The organism is Paenibacillus rubinfantis, assembly GCF_001486505.1.
Taxonomy (GTDB): Bacteria; Bacillota; Bacilli; order Paenibacillales; family Paenibacillaceae; genus Fontibacillus; species Fontibacillus rubinfantis.
This window is the reverse complement of the sequence record NZ_LN909066.1, coordinates 1,507,540-1,523,918: the sequence shown is the minus strand read 5'-3', so window position 1 is coordinate 1,523,918 and position 16,379 is coordinate 1,507,540. Positions and strand designations below refer to the sequence as shown.

Below are 16,379 nucleotides of genomic sequence, written 5' to 3'. Positions count from 1 at the left end.
CATGCTTTTTAACAAAATTATTGCCGCTTACGACGGATCGAAGGCGGCGAACAAAGCGCTGGACAAAGCCATCGAGTTATGCAAAGCGACGCCCGGGGCCAAGCTGGAGGTCTTGCATGTGTACGACTTCCCGCGTTTTTACGTGGCGGAGGGCTTTGCGCCGGTACCCACTTCAATGAACAAGGATTTTTATGAGCTGGCGGAAAGAACGGCAGAGGAAGCCAAAAGCCGACTGGCGGCTGCAGGTTTGGAGCCTAATGTAACTATGGATCAAGGTTCGCCGGCGGAGACCATTCTCGAGTTCGCGCAGAAAAACGGGGCGGATCTGATCGTCATCGGCAGCCGCGGACTCGGCGGCATCCGTGAATTTGTGCTTGGCAGCGTCAGCCATAACGTCGTCCAGCACGCCCACATCCCGGTACTCGTCGTGAAATAAGAATAGAGTTCGTTGTTAGAAGGCCTGACCGAAGCGATTCGGTTGGGCTTTTTTGCGTGCGCGAGATTGGTCTGGAGTGGGAGGGCGGGTTCGGTCCTGTCAAGACAAGCCCGGTTCATTCCGGTTCGGTCCAGTCCTGTCAAGACCAGTCCGGTCCAGTCCAGACTGGTTCGGTGGTGCTGGCGCCATCTGGTTCGGATTTAAGTGTAACGCTTGCCACAAAGCTTATTTGGCCGAAAAGAAGGGAGTTTGAATTCTAACGCTGACCAGCGCGCTTATATGGGCGGAACCGGCCCTTTTGGGGGTGGAAATCAGCTAATAAGCTCTCCCACAAGCGTTACAATTCGGAGGCCCCGGTTTAGGGGCAAATAGCGTTTTGTACAAGCGTTAGCGTTTTTGAAGTTTCTTCAGAGTTTGTACAGAGCTACTTCGAAGCTACTTCAAAGCTACTTCAGAGCAACCTCACAGCAACTTCAGAGCAACTTCGGAGCAACTTCGGAGCAACTTCGGAGCAACTTCGGAGCAACTTCGGAGCTATGTTAGGGCTTCTTCAACTTACGTCAGGGAAGATTGCTGTGAGGAAAACTAACGCTTGTCCGATAAGGTGGACGGAAACACGAAACATTTTTTGGGCTTTTTTCGGGTGATCGCGTAGGATCATGTAGTTTTATATAGTCGTCAAAGTAAGGTTATGTTCAAATGTTACGATTACTCACATCGCTCTGAGGCTGAAACGGTCGATAGGGACGTCCCAAAGGGATCTAAGGCACCAAAATACCTGAAGAGACCTGAGAAACTTGAAGAGACCAAATGAGACATCCGAACGCTGAAAGGAGGGCTGCCGTTGATCCGCTTTCACCAGGTTGATAAGCATTTTGGCCATTTTCACGTGCTGAAGAACATCGAGTTGCAGGTTGAGGAAGGGGAAGTCGTGGTGGTCGTGGGTCCGTCGGGTTCGGGGAAAAGCACGATGCTGCGCTGCATTAACCGGCTGGAGACGATCACGAACGGCGAGCTGACGGTAGGCGGCCTCCCGGTCCATGACCGCAAGACGGATATCAATAAGCTGCGCCGGGATATCGGGATGGTCTTCCAGCATTTTAATTTGTATCCGCACAAAAAGGTGATCGACAATATTACGCTGGCACCGATGAAGGTGCTGGGCATCACCAGGGCGGAGGCCGAGCAGACGGCGATGTTTTATCTGGAGAAGGTAGGCATTGCCGACAAAGCCTCGGCGTATCCGTCCCAATTGTCCGGCGGACAGCAGCAGCGGGTGGCGATCGCCCGGGGGCTTGCGATGAAGCCGAAGATCATGCTGTTCGACGAACCGACCTCGGCGCTGGATCCGGAGATGGTCGGGGAAGTGCTGGACGTGATGCGGACGCTTGCCCGGGAAGGGATGACGATGGTGGTCGTCACGCACGAGATGGGGTTTGCCCGGGAGGTGGCGGACCGGATTATTTTCATGGACCAAGGGCAAATCGTGGAGGAGGCCGGGCCGGAGGAATTCTTCGCCCATCCGCGGGAAGAGCGGACGCGCACGTTCCTCAGCCGTTTGTTAAGCCACTGATTGAAAAATTCGATAACCAAGGGGAGGAAGAGAACATGAAGAAACGTTGGAGGTTAATCAGTATTGCGGCGGTGTGCGCCTTGGCGGTGTTGGCCGGTTGCGCCAGCAACGGAGCAGGCGGTAATGCAGCCGGGAACGGCGGTAATGCCACTCCGGCGGCCGGGGAGAGCGGGTCCGGTGCATTGGGCAAAATCAAGGATCGCGGCAAGTTGGTTGTTGGCGTGAAATACGACACGAAGCTGTTTGGCCTGAAAGACCCGGCCAGCGGCAATGTTGAAGGATTCGATATCGACATCTCCAAGGCAATCGCTAAGCATATTCTCGGCGACGAAAACGCCTTGGAATTAAAAGAGGTTACCTCCAAGACGCGGATTCCGATGCTCAATAACGGTGAGATCGACATGATCGTGGCCACGATGACGATTACAGAGGAGCGCAAGAAGGAAGTCGATTTCTCCGACGTCTACTTCCAGGCGGGGCAATCGCTGTTGGTGAAAAAGGGCAGCCCGATCACGGGCATCGAGAGCCTCACCGCCGATTCAACGGTGCTGGGCAGCAAAGGCTCGACCTCGGTGAAAAATATCCGCGAAAAAGTGGACGGCATCAAGGTGCTGGAGTTCGATAACTATCAGGATGCGTTTAACGCCCTGAAGGCGGGGCAAGGCGACGCGCTGACGACGGACGATTCGATACTTTACGGCATGGCTGCGCAGGATACGAATTACGAGGTGGTTGGCAAGCCGTTTACCGACGAGCCTTACGGCATTGCGGTTCAAAAGGGCAACTCGGATATCGTGCAGGCTATCAACGATACGTTAAAGGAGCTTCACGACAGCGGGGAGTACGATCAGATCTACGAAAAATGGATCGGCAAGAAGCCGGGCGAATAATTCGTTATGGACTTTACGATTCTGACTGATTATTTTGACGTGTATCTCGAAGGGTTTCGGGGCACAGTGCTATCCAGCTTGCTGGCGCTGATCGGCAGCTTCGTACTGGGCGCTTTGATCGCCGTGTTCCGCATCGCTCCCGTCCGGCCCCTGCGTTGGTTCGGAACGGGATACGTAGAATTTATCCGCAATATTCCGCTGCTGCTTGTCGTATATATGTTTTACTATGGGCCGTCTGCTTTGGGGTTGCCGCTGGACGGGTTTACGGCGGGGACGATCGGGCTGGCCGTCTACACGTCTTCGTTTATCGCCGAGGCCATTCGCGCCGGGATCCTGGCGATCCCCAAAGGGCAAACGGAAGCAGCGCGCTCATCAGGGTTAAGCTACGCGCAGACGATGATCCATATTATCCTGCCGCAGGCGATCAAGCTGGTCATTCCGCCGCTCGGAAACCAGTTCATCAATTTAATCAAGAACTCGTCCGTGTTGACGATCGTTGCCGGGCTCGACCTGATGTATTTTGCCGACATCGTAAACGCGGATACGTATCGGACGTTTGATACTTATATTTTCGTGGCGTTGTTTTATTTGGCGCTGACCCTGCCTTTGAGTTATGGAGTGAGGGTGTGGGAGCGGCGGCTTGAAAGGAAGTATTGAGGAAGGAGGGGTTCGATGGATTTTGCGGGGGCGTATAGTGCGGAGAATTTGCGCTTTTTGGCGGATGGGCTTTACGTGACGTTGATCGTTGCCGGGGCATCCATCGTGCTAAGCTTCCTGATCGGCTGTATCGTGGGGGTGATTCGATATACGCGGCTGCCCGTCTTGTCGCCGATCATGTTGGTAGGCGTCGAGCTGATCCGCAACTTGCCGCTGCTCTTGATTATCTTCTTTATGCGTTTTGCCTTGCCGGAGGTTGGCATCAAGCTGGGGCTCGTGGCCGCGACGATCACCGGGCTGACCATCTTTGAGGCGGCGATGATCGCGGAAATCGTACGCGGCGGACTCGCCTCCATCGACAAGGGGCAAATCGAAGCGGCCCGGTCGTCCGGGCTAAGCGCGATGCAGACGCTGTGGCATATCGTTCTGCCCCAAGGGCTGCGGCGGATGGTGCCGCCGCTGGTTAGCCAGTTCATCTCACTGCTGAAGGACACGTCGTTGGCGGTGGTCATCTCCCTCCCGGAGCTGATGCATCATGCCGGCATTGTCATCGGCCACGGATACACTTATACGATTCCGATTCTGCTGCTGGTGGCCGTTATTTATTTTTCCGTCAACTTTGTGCTGTCGGTGATTTCCAGAAGATTGGAGACCCGGCATGCTTAGGCATCAGCTAACACCAAACTGACATATAATGGAATGTAAGGTATAGGCACCCTTCCCGAGATGTGGTACGATAAGGGGCAATATAACTCACGGGAGCCGGGTGATCGGCATGGAGAACGTCCTTTTCAAGTCCTTCTATCGATCCGCATCTGTTCAGATCGGTGTCGTGGCGATCGGGACGGCGTTGGCCGGAGAACTGAAGATCAATCCGTTTGATGGCGATATTTTTCGAATCGGTTTGGGGAGCAGTGCGTTCCTGCTGTTCTTGCTGTTGCTGCGGCGATTGCCGTATCTCTTTACAGGCGTCATCACCGGTGTGGTGGTACTCCTGTTCCGCACAGGACTGGATCAAGCGCTTGGCAACGGTTTGACCTTGGTCGAAAGCGTGACAAGGCATTGTTCGGCAGCGGTGTACTATATCGTGTTTGCATTAGGGATGAGCGTGATCAAACGTCGGTTAGACCGCTTCTACCCATTGGCGTTGGGAGCGGTAACCGCGGTGATTGACCTGCTGTCCAACGAGGCGGAGCTGCTGACCCGTTTGCTGGTGACCGGCACGGCTACGTTTAAGCTGAATGAATGGACGTTTCTGATGGCGATCGCGATGCTGCGCACGTATTTTGTCACCGGCATTTACAGCAGCATTTCCGTCAGTCGGATGCGAATCGTCCAGAAGGAGCAGAACCGCCGGATCGAGCAGATGCTCAGCTTTAGCTCCGGTCTATATGGGGAAGTGTTTTACCTGAAAAAATCGATCGGTACGCTGGAGAAACTTACCCTGCGCAGCTATGAGTTGTACCGCCGGCTGTCGGACGAAGGTCAGGAGGAGCACAAGCGCCACGTCCTGGGGATTACACAGCAAATCCATGAGGTGAAGAAGGACTCGCAGCGGATTTTGGCTGGGTTGATCAAGCTGACGGACCGCGAGGTTCCGGGGGATCTGCCGTTGTCGGGCTTGGTCCAATATACCATCGATAGCACGCAGCAGTATGCCGAGATGCTGGGCAAGCGAATTGTTTTTACGCAGAAAATGACCCTGGATTACGCCACCTCCAACTATGTTCCCTTGCTCACGCTGTTGGGGAACCTGACCGCCAATGCGGTGGAAGCCATCCAGGGCCGGGGGCAAATTCTTCTGGAGGTCCGCGAACAAGCGGGATGGACCTTGCTTACGGTGAGCGACAGCGGAAGCGGCTTCCCGCGGGACGAGCGGGAGCTGGTGCTTGAGCCGGGCTTTACGACCAAATTTGATGAAGAAGGGGTTGCGGCGACGGGGATCGGCTTATCCCATGTGCGCGACATCGTGACCCGGTTTGGCGGGGAACTCACGCTGGGAACAGCCCCGGGGCTGGGCGGGGCCATGGTGCAAATCCGTATTCCAACGCTGAGGCTGAGGAAGTCGGAGTCCCCAACCTAAAAGTTTCCGAAGTTTCCGAAGTTTCCGAAGTTACCGAACCCACGGATCCGGGCAAACGCTACTAACCAAACGTTGAGGAGGGTGTTACCGATGCCGCTCTCTTTTTGTATCGTAGACGATGATGCCAGTGCGCGAAAAATGCTGCAGCACATTATTGAGGACAGCGGCCTAGGCGAGGTGACGGGAACGGCCGGCGGCGGAACGGAGGGGGTGCGGCAAATTCTGAGCGAGTCGCCGGACATCGTGCTGATGGATCTGTTGATGCCTGACCAGGATGGAATCGAGACGATCGATTCCTTGCGTGCCCAGGGCTGCGGTTCGAGATTTGTAATGATCTCCCAGATCGAAAATCAAGATATGGTCGGACGGGCGTACCGGAGCGGAATCGAGTTCTTCATCCGCAAGCCGATCAACCGGATCGAAGTGGAGACGGTGCTCCGGAAGATCAACGAGCGGTATGCGATGAGCAATTACTTGGATGAGATCAAATCGAGCCTGAAGAAGCTGGAGGGCCTCCGCAGCGCGCCGTTGGCCGCGCCGGGCAAGCGGACGGTCCGTGAAGCGATTCAGCCGATTCTGATGAATCTAGGTCTGATCGGCGAGAGCGGGAGCCGAGATATCCTTGCGATGATGGAGATTTTGCTGGAGCTGGGAGGCGAAGCCGGGGGCAATCTGCCGCCTTTGAAGGAGTTGTATCGCCAGACGGCGGCCACCTACAAGACCCGGCCCGAGGATATCGCCAAGGAGGTTAAGGCGATCGAGCAACGGCTGCGCCGGGCGTTAACGGCGGGGCTAACGAACCTGGCTTCGCTGGGTCTGACGGATTACGGCAACCCCCGGTTCGAGTATTACGCTCCGCTGTATTTTGACTTTGAAGACGTGCGGTTAAAGATGAAGGAAATCGAAGAAGGTCGAGAGCCGGTTAACGGAAAAGGGAAAGTGAACATTAAGAAGTTCCTCCAGGTGCTGTATATCGAATTGCAGGAGCAATTGGGCGGATGAATGGTAACTTTTACAACGAATGGGTTCATCATTATCCTAGTCTGTACCTCAGGCTAGGTTTTTTTGCGTTGGGCGAAGGAAACATGACATTGTTCAAAAGCGAACATTCGGATTTTACATTCTTTTAATGTTCGGATTTGAGTTGACATGTCGGGTCACCCGTTGGTACACTAGGAGAGGAAAGGCGGCTCGCCGCCGAACATCATAATCTCGTATAATGCCGGGAATAGGGCCCGGAAGTTTCTACCCGAGAACCGTAAATTTTCGGACTACGAGCGAATACGTGATGAAGGTAAGGCTACTCCGCACGGAAAGCCTTCTTTTTATGAGCCTGGGCTTGCAAGCACCGGGCTTTGCGTTGCCGTCGGCGCGGCTGTGGCTGCCCGTCCGCAGGTTTCGTATTCCTCAGGGTCCGCGAATTTCGGGAAATCTTCATTCGTTTCCAGGAAGTTCGGGGCCTTTTTCCGTATTCGGCTATTTATAAATCGCAAGGTATACCGTTTAGACTGAATGTCCAAAAAAGTTTGGAGGTTGAGGCATGACAGCACAAGTCGCCGTGATCATGGGCAGCAAATCGGATTGGGAAACGATGTCCCATGCGTGTGCCGTTTTGGAAGAACTGCAGATTCCTTATGAAAAAAATGTCGTATCCGCGCATCGCACCCCGGATTTGATGTTCGAATTCGCGGAGCAGGCCGCTGGCCGCGGATTGAAGGTGATTATCGCCGGTGCGGGCGGGGCCGCCCACCTGCCGGGCATGGTGGCAGCCAAAACAACGCTGCCGGTCATCGGCGTGCCGGTGAAGTCGGCGGCGCTGAACGGGCTTGATTCGCTGCTGTCGATCGTGCAGATGCCGGGCGGCATCCCGGTGGCGACGGTGGCGATCGGCAAAGCCGGGGCGATCAACGCCGGGCTGCTGGCGGCGCAGATGCTAGGCGCGTTTGACCCCGAGGTGATGCGCCGGGTACAGGAGCGCCGCGATCGGATCAAAGCCGAGGTGCTGGAGAGCGCCTCGGAGTTGGGAGCGGCGGAATGAGCGGCAGCGTGCTGGGCAAAGCTGGCGGCGTGAGCGGCGCCCCGGTGATTGAGCCGGGCGCAACGATCGGCGTGCTGGGCGGCGGGCAGCTCGGCCGGATGATGGCGCTGGCCGGGAGCAACCTTGGCTACCGGTTCGTAGCCATGGATCCGACGCCGGATGCGCCTTGCGGCCAGGTAGCGGGGCAGATCGTGGCCCGCTACGACGACCAGGACGCGGCGCGTGAACTCGCGGCGCGGGCCGATGTGATCACGTACGAGTTCGAGAACGTCGACGCCGGCGTAGCCGCGTTGTTGGAAGAAGCGTCGTACGTGCCCCAAGGCAGCCGATTGCTGTATACAACCCAGCATCGGTTACGCGAGAAGCGCGCCATCGAAGCGGCGGGCGTGAAGGTCGCGCCGTACGCGGAGATCGGCAGCGAGGAGGAGTTGCGTGCAGCCGTGGCTCGGCTTGGCCTTCCGGCCGTGCTGAAGACGGCCACCGGCGGCTATGACGGCAAAGGCCAATGGGTGATCCGCGGCGAGGACGAAATCACGCCGGCGTTCGCCGAGTTAAGCCAGGCTGGGACGGAGCTCGTGTTGGAGCAATTCGTCCCGTTCGTGAAGGAGTTGTCGGTGATTGCGGCGCGCAGCCCGCGCGGAGAAATAAAGACGTTCCCGGTGGCGGAGAATATCCATGTGGACAATATTTTGCACGTGTCGATCGTACCGGCCCGGGTCGAGGAGCAGGTGCAGCGGGAGGCTGAACGGCTCGCAGCCCAAATCGCCGAAGGCTTGGAGGCGGTGGGCCTGCTGGCGGTAGAGATGTTCCTGACCGCAGAGGGCGAGCTGTTCGTAAACGAACTGGCCCCGCGGCCGCACAATTCCGGCCATTACACGATGGAGGCCTGCACGACTTCGCAATTTGAGCAGCATGTGCGGGCCATCTGCAATTTGCCGCTGGGTCCGGTGGAGCTGTTGACCCCGGTCGTGATGGTGAACGTGCTAGGCGAGCATCTGGAGGCGGTCCGCAAAGCGGTGGCCGCGGGTCGCTGGTTCGACGAGAACGAGGGGGGCGCTGGATTCGCCGCGATCCCCAAAGTACACTTATATGGAAAGCACGGAGCCGCTCCAAAGCGGAAAATGGGGCACATCAACCTGCTCTGCCGCAACGTGGAGGACGGGCTTCGCTGGATAGAGCAAACCAACATTTGGAGGAATGAACGGAAATGATCGAACGCTACAGCAGACCGGAAATGAGAGCGATCTGGACGGAGGAAAACAAATTCAAAGCCTGGCTGGAAGTGGAGTTGTGCGCTTGCGAAGCCTGGGCCGAGCTTGGCGTGATTCCGAAGGAAGACGCAGCCCTGCTGCGCGAGAAGGCTTCTTTTGATATCGACCGGATCTACGAAATCGAGCAGGAGACACGCCACGACGTGATCGCCTTTACCCGCGCAGTCTCGGAAAGCCTAGGCGCGGAGCGGAAATGGGTGCATTATGGCTTAACCTCGACGGACGTGGTTGATACGGCGCTGGGTTACTTGCTGAAGCAGGCCAACGAGATTTTGGAACGGGATATCGTAAATTTCATTGAGATTTTGAAGGACAAGGCTTTGGCCTATAAAGATACGCCGATGATGGGCCGTACGCATGGCGTGCATGCCGAACCAACCACATTTGGTTTAAAAATGGCGCTCTGGCACGAGGAAATGAAGCGGAACCTGGAGCGTTTCCGCCGCGCAGCGGACAATGTTCAGTTCGGCAAAATCTCCGGTGCGGTAGGCACTTACGCGAATATCGATCCGTTTGTGGAGGATTTCGTCTGCCGCAAGCTTGGAACGAGCCCGGCGCCGATTTCGACGCAAACGCTGCAACGCGACCGTCATGCGGAGTATATGGCGACGCTGGCGCTGATCGCGACATCGCTCGACAAATTCGCTACGGAAATCCGCGCTTTGCAAAAAAGCGAATTCCGCGAGGTGGAGGAAGCTTTCGCCAAAGGGCAAAAAGGCTCGTCGGCGATGCCGCACAAACGCAACCCGATCGGTTGCGAGAACATCTCCGGCTTGTCTCGCGTGATCCGTGGCCATATGATTTCGGCTTACGAAAATGTAACGCTCTGGCATGAACGCGACATCTCCCACTCCTCTGTGGAACGGGTGATTTTGCCGGATGCCACGATGCTGTTGAATTACATGCTGAACCGTTTCGGCAATATCGTGAAAAACCTGACGGTATTCCCGGAAAACATGAAGCGTAACATGGCCCGCACCTATGGGGTACCGTTCTCCGGCCGCGTGTTAACGAAGCTGATCGATAAAGGCTTCAGCCGCGAGCAAGCGTATGACACCGTGCAGCCGCGGGCGATGCAGGCGTGGGAGACGCAGCGTCAGTTCCGCGACATTATTGAAGAGACGCCGGAAATTACGGCGGTCTTAAGCAAAGAGGAAATCGACGATGCGTTTGATCCGTCCTGGCATCTGAAGCATGTAGATACGATTTTCCGGAAGCTGGGGTTGGTCGAGTAGTCGGTCGTTTATTGAGGGAGGAGAGGCTAGCATGGCGGTACCGGCAATATCCACGGCAGCGGAAATGGTGAACGCCCCGCTGTTATACAAAGGGAAGGTTCGGGAGTTATACGATCTTGGCGAGTTTTTCCTAATCGTTGTCACCGACCGCATCTCCGCATTTGATTATGTGCTGGAACCGGCGGTGCCGGATAAAGGTAACGTGTTAAACCGGCTGAGCGCGTTTTGGTTCGACAAAACGCAGCATCTGCTGGAGAACCACGTGATCCACACGGATGTAGAGCGGCTTGGAGACGTGATTCCGGCGGAGCATCGGGAGGCGCTGCGGAACCGGATCATGGTGACCCGCAAGGCCGAGCGCATCGACATCGAATGCGTGGTGCGCGGTTACGTGACCGGCGGCGGCTGGCGGCAGTATGAGCAGACCGGCGCAATCAACGGTATTGCGTTACCGGAAGGGCTGCGCAAGAACGCGAAGCTGGCGGAGCCGATTTTTACGCCGGCGGCGAAAAACGACGTTGGCCACGATGAGGACATCTCGTTTGCGGAAATGGCGGACCAAGTCGGCCGCGATTTGGCCGAACAGCTGCGGGACCGCAGCCTGGAGATGTACGCCTTCGCCCGGGACTATTGCGAGGCACGCGGCATTCTCCTCGCCGACTGCAAGCTGGAATTCGGGCTGGTGGACGGCAAGCTGATTTTGATCGACGAGATGTTTACGCCGGACGCTTCGCGGTTTTGGGCCAAGGAGAACTACGCACTGGACATCGAGATCGACAGTATGGATAAGGAGCCGGTGCGTACCTACTTAGCCGGATCGGACTGGGACAAAAACAGCCAACCCGATCCGCTCCCAGCACATGTCGTTGAGGAAACGACGCGGCGCTACCGCGACATCTATCGTCGGTTGACCGGCACGGAGCTGGAGTAGGCGTAGGTGCAGGTGTAGTTGTAGCAGGGACCGTGCTTAGTATGGGCTGCGCTTAGTATGGGCTGCGCTTAGTAGGGACTATGCTCAGTAGGGACTATGCTCCATAAGGACTGTACCTAACGATGCCCCTTCGCTCTAACGGACCCCAGGGACCTTATTAGTCCGGATAGTCGAGATAGAGCGACGTAACGGACCGAGGAGACCTTATTTGGCCGGGGTAGCTCAGTTAGGTGCCATATGGGGCCAAATAACGTCTGTGGGGTCCGTTAGCCGGGGAAATCCCCGGGAAATGAGCAAATAACGTCGCTACGGTCCGTTAGGGATTCGAGAGTTGCGCCGAACGAAGCGTGGCGTCCGAGTTGTGAGTTCGCCGGTCCGCCGGTGCGACTCAGACCAGAACCTAGTCTCTTGGCAGGCTTTTGGGGATTATCCCTTTCGTTCAGGCAGGGAGGAAGAGGGGGCCATCATAGTCAATTCAAATGCGATCATCGCATTTGAATCGATCCAGTACATCAAAGCAGATTCAAGCATTAAGCTAATACCAAGCGGCCGGGCCGCACAAGTCCAAACTTAGGAGGAATACGAGGAACATGATTAAAGCGAGCGTTTATGTCACGATCAAGCAAAGCGTACTTGACCCGCAGGGGGTAGCCGTTCAGGGAGCGCTGCATTCCATGGGGTTCAGAGAGGTGGACAGTGTCCGCATCGGTAAATATATGGAGCTGACGCTCGACACAAACGATCGCTTCGAGGCGGAAGCCCGAGTCAAAGCGATGTGCGAGAAGCTGTTGGCCAATACGGTGGTAGAAGACTACCGCTTTGAATTGGAGGCCTAAACCATGAAATTCGCGGTACTCGTATTCCCCGGTTCCAACTGTGATATCGACTGTTACAAAGCGGTGGAAGAGTCGCTGGGCGAGCCGGTTGACTATGTATGGCACACGGCCACCGATTTGTCCGCTTACGACTGCATTCTGGTGCCCGGCGGGTTCTCCTACGGTGACTACCTGCGGTGCGGGGCGATATCCCGCTTTGCGCCGGTGATGGCGGAAGTGGCCAAAGCCGCGGAGGCAGGCAAATACGTGCTGGGCATTTGCAACGGTTTCCAGATCCTGACGGAAGCTGGACTGCTGCCGGGCACGCTGCGCCGCAACGCGTCGTTGAAATTCCGTTGCCATGACACGGAACTGCGGGTAGAGAACAACGATAATCCGTTTACGTCGCTGTATGCGCCGGGTGAAGTGATCACAATTCCGATCGCGCACGGCGAAGGCAACTATTACTGCGACGAAGCTACGCTGGAGCAGCTGAAACAGAACCATCAGATTATTTTCCGATACGTTCAAAATCCGAACGGCTCGGTCGACGATATCGCCGGTATCTCCAACGAACGCGGGAACGTGGTCGGCATGATGCCGCACCCGGAGCGGGCGGTCAGCTCCCTGCTGGGCTCGGAAGACGGCAAAAAGATGTTTACATCCATTTTGAAGGCTTGGAGGGATCGGCATGAGTCAGCAAGTGTCCGCTAAGGAACCAAATGCAGAACAAATTGCGGAGCAGAAAATTTACAAACAGATGGGCGTTTCCGACAGCGAATACGAACTGATTTGCGGATTCCTTGGGCGGAAGCCGAATTACACGGAAATCGGCGTGTTTAGCGTCATGTGGTCCGAGCATTGCGCCTACAAGAATTCGAAGCCGCTGCTGCGTCGCTTTCCGACCAGCGGCCCGCGCGTGCTGATGGGCCCGGGCGAAGGCGCCGGGATCGTAGATATCGGTGACAACCAAGCGGTTGTCTTTAAAATCGAAAGTCATAATCATCCCTCGGCCGTGGAGCCGTACCAAGGCGCGGCGACAGGTGTGGGCGGGATTATTCGCGATATATTTTCCATGGGAGCTAGACCGGTGGCGCTGCTGAACTCCTTGCGATTTGGCAAGCTGGACAGCGAGCGCGTGAAGTATTTGTTCGAACACGTGGTGTCCGGGATTGCGGGCTACGGCAACTGCATCGGGATTCCGACGGTTGGCGGGGAAGTCGTGTTCGACGAGTGTTATGAAGGGAATCCGCTGGTCAATGCGATGTGCGTAGGTCTGATCGACCATGACAAAATCCAGCGCGGCGTCGCCAAAGGCGTCGGCAACCCGGTGTTTTACGTGGGGCCGCCAACGGGCCGGGACGGCATCCATGGCGCGACGTTCGCCTCGGAGGAGCTGACGGAGGAATCCGAAGCGAAGCGGACGGCGGTGCAAGTCGGGGACCCGTTCATGGAGAAGCTGGTGATGGAAGCTTGTCTGGAATTGATCGACAGCGGCATCGTGCTGGGGATCCAGGACATGGGTGCGGCGGGCTTGACCTGCTCCAGTGCGGAAATGGCCAGCAAGGCGGGGAACGGCCTTGAGCTGTATCTCGACCAGGTGCCGCAGCGCGAGGAAGGCATGACCGCTTACGAGATGATGTTGTCGGAATCGCAGGAACGGATGTTGTTTGTGGTTGAGCCGAAGGATGAGGCGCAGGCGCGGGAGATTTTTGAGCGTTGGGGCGTCATTTGTGCAAAGGTCGGCAAAGTTACGGACGATGGCCGTCTGAAGCTGTTCCATCACGGGGAAGTGGTTGGCGATATGCCGGTTAAGGCGTTGGTGGACGAATGTCCGATCTATGAAAAGCCTTCGGCAGTTCCGGCATATTATGAGCAAAACGCAACGGTAGATACGACGAGCTACGAAGAGGTGCGCGATTTGAACGCAGCCCTGGAGCAAGTGCTGGCTTCGCCTACCGTCGCAAGCAAAGCATGGGTGTACAACCAATACGACTACATGGTTCGTACGAGTACGGCGGTTCGTCCGGGTTCGGACGCTGCAGTGGTGACGGTGAACGGTACGCGTAAAGCGCTGGCGATGACTACGGACTGCAACGGACGGTTCGTGTACTTGGATCCGGAGGTTGGCGGGCGCATTGCGGTCAGCGAAGCGGCGCGCAACATCGTTTGCTCCGGTGCAGAGCCGCTGGCGATTACCGACAACCTGAATTTCGGCAGCCCGGAAAAGCCGGATATTTTCTGGCAGATGGAGCGTGCGGTTGACGGGATGGCAGAAGCTTGCCGCGTGCTGGATACACCGGTTATCGGCGGAAACGTCAGCTTGTACAACGAGAACGCCAAAGGCGCGATTTATCCGACGCCGGTCGTGGGGATGGTTGGCCTGGTGCACGATACGGATCATATTACGACCCAAGGTTTTAAATCGGCAGGGGATGTCGTGTTGCTGCTGGGCGAGACGAAAGCAGAACTGGGCGGTAGCGAGTTCCAGGCGATCGTACATGGCATTGTCGAAGGCCGTCCGCCGCAACTTGATTTGGATGTGGAGAAAAAACTGCTTAGCGCTGTACTGGAAGCGATCCAAGGCGGGCTGGTGCAGTCGGCGCATGACTTGTCCGAAGGCGGCTTGGCCGTTGCTCTGGCTGAATCGTGTATCAGCGGCGGGATTGGCGCGAAGGTGAACGTTGCAAGCGAACTGCGTTCTGACTATACGTTGTTCAGCGAATCGCAGTCGCGGATCCTGCTGTCGGCTTCGCCAGAGAAGGCGGCGGCGCTGGAGAAGCTGCTTGCGGAACGCGGCGTGACTGCGGCACGGATCGGGGTCGTGGAAGGTTCTGAACTGAACGTTGCCGTGAATGGAACGGGGGTTTTGAGCAAGCCGGTGGAGCAGTTGAAACGCGTCTGGGAGGATGTCATTCCATGTCTGATGCAATGATGCCTGCACAGAGACTTTGGACCGGAGACTACTACAATGAGGGAGCGGGACACGCAGACCCGTTTGATACCTTGCGCGAGGAATGCGGCGTGTTTGGCGTATTTGGCCATGCCGAAGCCGCTTCCTTGTCCTACTACGGGCTGCACGCCTTGCAGCACCGGGGGGAAGAAAGCGCGGGGATCTGTACGACCGATGGCGAGGACTTCAATTATCACCGCGGGATGGGACTGGTCAAGGAAGTGTTCGACCGCGACAAGCTGTCCTCGCTGCGGGGGGATCGTTCGATCGGCCATGTTCGTTACTCAACGAGCGGTGACAGTAAGCTGACGAACGCGCAACCGCTCATTTTTAAATATCGCGACGGCGATTTGGCGGTGGCCACCAACGGCAACATCGTAAATGCGCCCAAAATCCGCCGTCAGTTGGAGCAAAGCGGCTCGATTTTTCAGACGACCAGCGATACGGAGGTTATCGCCCACCTGATCGCCCGTTCGTCGAAGGATTTCGTCGAGGCGGCGAAAGATGCGCTCCGTCAATTGGTGGGAGGCTTCGCCTTCCTGCTGCTGACGAACGACAAGCTGATAGCCGCCAGCGATCCCAATGGCTTGCGGCCGCTTGTGATGGGCCGGCTCGGCGATGCGTACCTGTTCTCGTCCGAGACGTGTGCGTTCGAGGTTGTTGGCGCGGAGACACTCCGCGAAATCCAGCCCGGCGAAATGCTGGTGCTGGACCGCGACGGCCTCCGCGAGGAGCGTTACGCTGAGCCGGAGCGCAAGGCGTTGTGCGCGATGGAGTACATCTACTTCGCGCGTCCCGACAGCGACATGAACGGCTCGAACCTGCATGCCAGCCGTAAGCGGATGGGGCAGGTGATGGCGCAGGAGTCTTTTGTTGATGCCGACGTCGTTACCGGTGTACCGGATTCAAGTATTTCCGCGGCCATCGGCTATGCGGAGCAGACTGGCATCCCTTACGAGCTGGGCTTGATCAAAAATAAATACACTGGCCGCACGTTTATTCAGCCGAGCCAGGAGCTGCGCGAGCAGGGCGTAAAGATGAAGCTGAGCGCCGTGCGCCGCGTGGTGGAAGGCAAACGCGTGGTGATGATCGACGACTCGATCGTTCGCGGCACGACTTCGCGGCGGATCGTTAATCTGCTGCGCGAGGCCGGCGCGACGGAGGTCCATGTTCGCATTACCTCGCCGCCGTTCAAGAACCCTTGCTTCTACGGCATTGATACACCGGATCGCGGCGAGTTGATTGCCTCATACAAATCGGTCGAAGAGATTCGTCGGGAAATCAATGCGGATTCGCTGGAGTTTTTGAGCCCGCAGGGGTTGATTCAGGCGGTTGGCGGGGAGAACGCCACGGACTACAAAGGCGGCCTGTGCATGGCTTGCTTTGACAACGATTATCCGACCCGGACGGATTTTGACGGGGAAGAGAAGTTTGGCTGCACGTGCTAAATCGTGCCTGTGGCCTGTTATGTTTCATCCTGTTAATTATTTTCTAGTA

General features: G+C 56.7%; 15 protein-coding genes and 1 riboswitch. All 15 genes read left to right on the top strand.

The genetic code is table 11. The features are described from left to right. The first annotated feature begins 1 nt into the window (after position 1). The 15 genes from BN3277_RS24420 to purF all read left to right on the top strand — a co-directional run bounded on the left by BN3277_RS24420 (position 2) and on the right by purF (position 16,330). Positions 2–436 carry a universal stress protein gene (locus BN3277_RS24420; RefSeq protein WP_059047167.1) on the top strand — a complete coding sequence of 145 codons (435 nt, stop codon included), beginning with the start codon at positions 2–4 and terminating at the stop codon, positions 434–436. Positions 437–1,280: 844 nt separating this feature from the next. Further along, positions 1,281–2,009 carry an amino acid ABC transporter ATP-binding protein gene (locus tag BN3277_RS24415; RefSeq protein ID WP_059047165.1) on the top strand — a complete coding sequence of 243 codons (729 nt, stop codon included), beginning with the start codon at positions 1,281–1,283 and terminating at the stop codon, positions 2,007–2,009. A 35-nt stretch (positions 2,010–2,044) separates the two neighbouring features. Continuing rightward, the gene (locus BN3277_RS24410) at positions 2,045–2,899 is read left to right on the top strand and encodes a glutamate ABC transporter substrate-binding protein (RefSeq protein WP_059047163.1); all 855 of its coding nucleotides are present in this window, start codon (positions 2,045–2,047) and stop codon (positions 2,897–2,899) included. A 6-nt stretch (positions 2,900–2,905) separates the two neighbouring features. After that, entirely contained in the window at positions 2,906–3,556 is a 651-nt protein-coding gene (locus tag BN3277_RS24405) for an amino acid ABC transporter permease (protein ID WP_059047162.1), read from the top strand. Positions 3,557–3,571: 15 nt separating this feature from the next. Continuing rightward, positions 3,572–4,222 carry an amino acid ABC transporter permease gene (locus tag BN3277_RS24400; protein WP_059047160.1) on the top strand — a complete coding sequence of 217 codons (651 nt, stop codon included), beginning with the start codon at positions 3,572–3,574 and terminating at the stop codon, positions 4,220–4,222. Positions 4,223–4,331: 109 nt separating this feature from the next. Further along, complete coding sequence (locus BN3277_RS24395; protein WP_059047158.1) at positions 4,332–5,639, top strand: ATP-binding protein; 1,308 nt, start codon at positions 4,332–4,334, stop codon at positions 5,637–5,639. Positions 5,640–5,729: 90 nt separating this feature from the next. Next, positions 5,730–6,641 carry a response regulator gene (locus BN3277_RS24390; RefSeq protein ID WP_059047156.1) on the top strand — a complete coding sequence of 304 codons (912 nt, stop codon included), beginning with the start codon at positions 5,730–5,732 and terminating at the stop codon, positions 6,639–6,641. Between the two features lie 190 nt (positions 6,642–6,831). Then, a riboswitch (purine riboswitch) is annotated at positions 6,832–6,933 on the top strand. A 246-nt stretch (positions 6,934–7,179) separates the two neighbouring features. Then, the gene (gene purE / locus BN3277_RS24385) at positions 7,180–7,677 is read left to right on the top strand and encodes a 5-(carboxyamino)imidazole ribonucleotide mutase (RefSeq protein WP_059047155.1); all 498 of its coding nucleotides are present in this window, start codon (positions 7,180–7,182) and stop codon (positions 7,675–7,677) included. Further along, a complete protein-coding gene (purK, locus tag BN3277_RS24380; RefSeq protein ID WP_059047153.1) occupies positions 7,674–8,888 on the top strand; it encodes a 5-(carboxyamino)imidazole ribonucleotide synthase in 1,215 nt (404 codons plus the stop codon). The genes purE and purK overlap by 4 nt, the downstream gene beginning before the upstream one ends. Beyond that, entirely contained in the window at positions 8,885–10,183 is a 1,299-nt protein-coding gene (gene purB / locus BN3277_RS24375) for an adenylosuccinate lyase (RefSeq protein WP_059047151.1), read from the top strand. Before purK ends, purB begins: the two co-directional genes overlap by 4 nt. A gap of 31 nt (positions 10,184–10,214) precedes the next feature. Then, the gene (locus BN3277_RS24370) at positions 10,215–11,114 is read left to right on the top strand and encodes a phosphoribosylaminoimidazolesuccinocarboxamide synthase (RefSeq protein ID WP_059047149.1); all 900 of its coding nucleotides are present in this window, start codon (positions 10,215–10,217) and stop codon (positions 11,112–11,114) included. Positions 11,115–11,704: 590 nt separating this feature from the next. Beyond that, positions 11,705–11,950 carry a phosphoribosylformylglycinamidine synthase subunit PurS gene (gene purS, locus BN3277_RS24365; RefSeq protein WP_009224523.1) on the top strand — a complete coding sequence of 82 codons (246 nt, stop codon included), beginning with the start codon at positions 11,705–11,707 and terminating at the stop codon, positions 11,948–11,950. 3 nt (positions 11,951–11,953) lie between these two features. Continuing rightward, entirely contained in the window at positions 11,954–12,643 is a 690-nt protein-coding gene (gene purQ / locus BN3277_RS24360) for a phosphoribosylformylglycinamidine synthase subunit PurQ (RefSeq protein ID WP_059047147.1), read from the top strand. Next, on the top strand, positions 12,621–14,864 hold the full coding sequence (purL, locus tag BN3277_RS24355; RefSeq protein WP_059047145.1) for a phosphoribosylformylglycinamidine synthase subunit PurL: 2,244 nt from the start codon (positions 12,621–12,623) through the stop codon (positions 14,862–14,864). The genes purQ and purL overlap by 23 nt, the downstream gene beginning before the upstream one ends. Then, entirely contained in the window at positions 14,849–16,330 is a 1,482-nt protein-coding gene (gene purF / locus BN3277_RS24350; RefSeq protein WP_059047143.1) for an amidophosphoribosyltransferase, read from the top strand. Before purL ends, purF begins: the two co-directional genes overlap by 16 nt. Positions 16,331–16,379 lie beyond the last annotated feature (49 nt).